The following is a 4,699-nucleotide window of genomic DNA, read 5'->3' as shown; positions in this document are numbered from 1 at the left end:
CCACCGGCCATCACGCCGCACACCTGGGTCTTCTTGCCGAACGCGACCACGTCGGGCATGACACCCAATTGCTGGTAGGCCCAGGCGGTTCCGGTCATCCCGCAACCGGTCTGTACCTCGTCGAAGATCAGCAGCGCGTCGAACTCGTCGCACAACTCCCGCATCGCGGCGAAGAACTGCGGCCGGAAGTGCCGGTCGCCGCCCTCGCCCTGGATCGGCTCGGCGAGGAAGCAGGCGATGTCGTTCGGGTGCGCCTCGAAGGCGGCCCGCGCCTGACGCAGCGACTCGGCCTCCAGCTCGTCCATGTCGGCCCCTGCACGGATGAACGGCGCGTCGATGCGCGGCCAGTCGAACTTGGGGAACCGTGCCACCTTGTTCGGGTCGGTGTTGGTCAGCGACAGCGTGTAGCCGCTGCGGCCGTGGAAGGCGCCGCGCAGGTGCAACACCTTGGTGCCGAGGGCGGGGTCGATGCCGCAAGACTCGTTGAGCCGGCTCTTCCAGTCGAAGGCGACCTTGAGCGCATTCTCGACGGCAAGGGCGCCGCCGTCGACGAAGAACAGGTGTGGCAGCGCCGGGTCGCCGAGGACCCGCGCGAAGGTATCGACGAACCGGGCCATCGCCACGCTGTAGACGTCGGAGTTGCTCGGCTTGTTCACCGCGGCGGCCGCGAGTTCCGCGCGGAACGCCTCGTCGCCGGCAAGCGCCGGATGGTTCATGCCCAGCGCGGACGACGCGAAGAACGTGAACATGTCCAGGTAGCGCGCACCGGTGCGGGCGTCGACGAGGTAGGAGCCTGCCGACCGTTCGACGTCGAGGACGAAGTCGAGGCCGTCGGCAAGGATGCTGCGACTCAGCACCTCGCGGACGTCGTCGGGGGCGATGGCCAGTTCAGCGCGGGTACGCGACGAGAGGACAGCGGTCATGCTGCCATCTTAACGTATTTTTTACGGCCTCTGCCACCCCTAGCAGGATTATCTACGGTATCGAATCGCGTCCTTCGTAAAAAGTCTGTAAGATTATGGTGCTTCGAGTGCGAACGTTCGCCGCCGTGCGGATCTGTTGCAGCAGATCTTCGAGCGCGCGCGCCGACCGGACGCGCACCAGGAGAACGTAGCTTTCCTCGCCAGCCACCGAGTGACACGACTCGATGGCCTCGATGTGTTCGAGCCGGTGGGGCGCATCATCGGGTTGAGACGGATCGATAGGGGTGATGGCGACGAACGCCGACAGCATGTTCCCGACGGCCTCGGGGTCGATCCTCGCGCGGTACCCCGTCACCACGCCGCGGGATTCGAGCCTGCGCACCCGCGACTGCACCGCCGACACCGACAGACCTGCGCTGACCGCAAGATGGGCCAGCGTGGCGCGCCCGTCAGCAACGAGCTCACGCGCCAGGATCCGGTCGATGTCATCGAGCTCTTCGCCGGCGTCGGTCATGGGCGGAGACTATCGCAGCTACTTCCCGGCGCGGAGCGTTCGATGAACGCATCCGCGAACTTCACGCAAACCTGGCGCCTGCGGGCCGGATTCGCCGCCGCGTTATCGCGCATGTACGGCGCCGAAGTGCCCGCCTACACCACGCTGGTGGACGTCGCCACGGCCATCAACCGCGACCACGCCGGCGACGAAGGACTGGGCTCGCTGGGCCGAGTCACCGCCGAACGCCACGGCGCCATCCGGGTGGGCAGCGTTCGCGAACTCGCCGACGTGGCCGATCTGTTCGCCGCATTCGGCATGCACCCGGTGGGCTACTACGACCTGCGTGAGGCGGCCTCGCCGGTTCCCGTGGTGTCGACGGCGTTCCGGCCGATCGACGCGAACGAGTTGGCCCTCAACCCGTTCCGAGTCTTCACCTCGATGCTGGCCACCGCAGACCCCCGGTTCTTCCCAGACGGCCTGCGCACCCGGGTGGAGCGGTTCGTCGGCGAACGACGGCTCTTCGATCCCGCGCTCATTGCCGACGCCCGCCGGATCGCGGCAGCAGGCGGCGCCGAGGCCGGGTTCGCCCGCAGCTTCGTCGAACGTGCGACTGCCGCGTTCGCCCTATCCCGCGAACCCATCGACAAGGGCTGGTACGACGAGCTCAGCGACGTGTCGCCGGTGGCCGCCGACATCGCAGGGGTGAGCAGCACCCACATCAACCACCTCACCCCGCGGGTGCTCGACATCGACGAGCTGAACCGCCGGATGACCGCGCAGGGCATCACGATGATCGACACCATCCAGGGGCCGCCGCGGTGGAGCGGACCCGACGTGCTGCTGCGCCAGACGTCGTTCCAGGCACTCGCGGAACCGCGCCGATTCCGCGGCTCCGGCGGCACCGTCACCGACGGCACCCTGCGGGTCCGGTTCGGCGAGGTGGAGTCGCGCGGGGTGGCGCTCTCCCGCGCCGGGCGGGAACGCTACGACACCGCGATGACCCAGCCGGATCCGGCGGCGACCTGGGGCGATTACTTCCCTGCCACCGACTCCGACCTGGCCGCATCGGGCCTGGCCTACTACCGCGGCGGAGATCCGGCGAAACCCGTTGTCTACGAGGACTTCCTGCCAGCTTCGGCGGCAGGAATCTTCCGCTCCAACTTGGACTCCGACGGCGATGCGATCGATGCGCCCGACGACTCCGACTACAGCCTCGACTGGATGGCGGGCTCCATCGGCCACCACGTCCACGACCCTTACGACCTCTACCAGAAAGCGGCATCATCATGACCACCATGCAAACTCCGACGACCGCACTGCCCTCCGCAGACGACCTGCGGATGCGGGTGCGCACCGCGCTGCAGGCCATCGGCACGCATACCGAGCTCGGTGAGCCCGGCGCACTCGGCGTGCCCGCGAGCACCCCGATCACCGGTGACGTGCTGTTCAGCGTCGCCGAGACCACCACCGAGCAGACCGACGCGGCGATCGCCGACGCGGCAGCCGCCTTCGCCACGTGGCGGATCACCCCTGCGCCGGTGCGCGGCGCGCTGGTGGCCCGGCTCGGTGAGCTGCTCGTCGAGCACAAGGCCGATCTGGCGACGCTCGTCAGCGTCGAGGCGGGCAAGATCACCTCCGAGGCCCTCGGCGAGGTGCAGGAGATGATCGACATCTGCCAGTTCGCCGTCGGCCTGTCGCGTCAGCTCTACGGCAAGACCATCGCCTCCGAGCGGCCGGGTCACCGGCTGATGGAGACGTGGCATCCCCTCGGCGTGGTCGGCGTCATCACCGCGTTCAACTTCCCGGTCGCGGTGTGGGCGTGGAACACCGCCATCGCGCTGGTCTGCGGTGACACCGTGGTGTGGAAGCCCTCCGAGCTGACGCCCTTGACGGCGGTCGCGTGCCAGGCGCTCATCGAACGCGCCGCGTCCGATGTCGGGGTCGTTGGCTCCGTCGCCCGGCTCGTCCAGGGCGGCCGCGAGATCGGCGAGCAGCTGGTCGACGACCCCCGGGTGGCGCTGGTCTCCGCGACCGGCTCGGTGCGGATGGGCCAGCAGGTCGGCCCGCGGGTGGCACAGCGGTTCGGCAAGGCGCTGCTCGAGCTTGGCGGCAACAACGCGGCCATCGTCACCCCATCGGCAGACCTCGACCTCGCGGTGCGCGGCATCGTGTTCTCGGCGGCAGGTACGGCCGGGCAGCGCTGCACCACCATGCGCCGGGTGATCGCGCACCGGTCGGTGGTCGACACCCTCGTCGAGCGGATCACGAAGGCTTACCGCAGCCTGCCCGTCGGCGACCCGTCCTCGGACGCCACGCTGGTCGGGCCGCTCATCCACGAGCGCTCCTACCGCGACATGGTCGGCGCCCTGGAACAGGCCAGGGCCGACGGTGGCGAGGTGACCGGCGGTGAGCGTCGCGATCTTGGCGAGGGTTCGTATTACGTCGCGCCAGCGGTGGTGCGGATGCCGTCGCAGACCGCGGTGGTGCACGACGAGACGTTCGCGCCAATCCTCTACGTGCTCACCTACGACGACATCGACGAGGCGATCGCACTGAACAACGCAGTACCGCAGGGGCTTTCGTCGGCGATCTTCACCACCGACGTGCGTGAGGCGGAGCGCTTCATGGCGGCCGACGGATCGGACTGCGGCATCGCCAACGTCAACATCGGCACGTCGGGTGCCGAGATCGGCGGAGCGTTCGGTGGAGAGAAGCAGACCGGCGGCGGCCGCGAGTCGGGATCGGACTCGTGGAAGGCCTACATGCGCCGCGCCACCAACACCGTCAACTACTCCTCCGAGCTGCCGCTCGCCCAGGGGGTTCAGTTCGGCTAGCGAGCCGCGCGCGGTAAGAATGGCCCCATGCACATCGAGGGCACCGTCGCCGTCGTCACCGGCGCCGGCTCGGGAATCGGGCGGGCGCTGGCCGTCGCGTTGGCAGCGGCGGGCGCATCGGTGGTGGCCGGCGACATCGACGAAGCGGGTGCCGAGCAGACTGCCGAACGGATCCGGGCCACCGGCGGCGCAGCTTTGGGGGTGCTGGCCGACGCCAGCTCGACCGACGGTGTGGCAGCGCTGATCGCCTCGGCGCGAGACGAATTCGGACCGGTCGACGTCTATGTGGCCAACGCGGGCATCATCGGTCCGCCTGGACTGGGCGACGATGAGCGCGACTGGGACCGCATCATCGACGTGAACGTGCGCGGGCACGTCCGGGCGGCCAAGGCGCTGGTCCCCGAGTGGCTCGACCGCGGCCGCGGGCACTTCGTCACCATCGCCTC

At 69.1% G+C, this 4,699-nt stretch carries 5 protein-coding genes; 3 read left to right on the top strand and 2 right to left on the bottom strand.

The window, feature by feature from the left end; genetic code table 11:
• Both lat and QOC69_RS02970 read right to left on the bottom strand, forming a co-directional pair.
• Positions 1–923: L-lysine 6-transaminase (lat, locus tag QOC69_RS02975; RefSeq protein WP_526436196.1), on the bottom strand; the 923-nt coding region annotated here is incomplete at its 3' end.
• Between the two features lie 52 nt (positions 924–975).
• Entirely contained in the window at positions 976–1,437 is a 462-nt protein-coding gene (locus QOC69_RS02970) for an Lrp/AsnC family transcriptional regulator (protein ID WP_526436194.1), read from the bottom strand.
• Positions 1,438–1,479: 42 nt separating this feature from the next.
• Between QOC69_RS02970 and hglS the strand changes: the two genes are divergently transcribed.
• From hglS to QOC69_RS02955, 3 genes are all read left to right on the top strand, one after another.
• Complete coding sequence (gene hglS / locus QOC69_RS02965) at positions 1,480–2,709, top strand: 2-oxoadipate dioxygenase/decarboxylase (protein WP_526436192.1); 1,230 nt, start codon at positions 1,480–1,482, stop codon at positions 2,707–2,709.
• The gene (amaB, locus tag QOC69_RS02960; protein WP_526436190.1) at positions 2,706–4,253 is read left to right on the top strand and encodes an L-piperidine-6-carboxylate dehydrogenase; all 1,548 of its coding nucleotides are present in this window, start codon (positions 2,706–2,708) and stop codon (positions 4,251–4,253) included. Before hglS ends, amaB begins: the two co-directional genes overlap by 4 nt.
• 27 nt (positions 4,254–4,280) lie before the next feature.
• Positions 4,281–4,699, top strand: a 419-nt coding sequence (locus QOC69_RS02955; RefSeq protein ID WP_526436188.1) for an SDR family NAD(P)-dependent oxidoreductase, incomplete at its 3' end; no start/stop codon positions are given.

The organism is Mycobacterium sp. (assembly GCF_032162105.1).
GTDB lineage: Bacteria > Actinomycetota > Actinomycetes > Mycobacteriales > Mycobacteriaceae > Mycobacterium.
Note: the sequence above shows the minus strand (reverse complement) of the source record. Positions and strands in the feature narration are given on the sequence as shown.

Excerpts from the sequence above, each read along its gene's own strand:
- QOC69_RS02970 (WP_526436194.1), bottom strand. The coding sequence starts at position 1,437 with ATGACCGACGCCGGCGAAGAGCTCGATGACATCGACCGGATCCTGGCG.
- hglS (WP_526436192.1), top strand. The coding sequence starts at position 1,480 with ATGAACGCATCCGCGAACTTCACGCAAACCTGGCGCCTGCGGGCCGGA.
- amaB (WP_526436190.1), top strand. The coding sequence starts at position 2,706 with ATGACCACCATGCAAACTCCGACGACCGCACTGCCCTCCGCAGACGAC.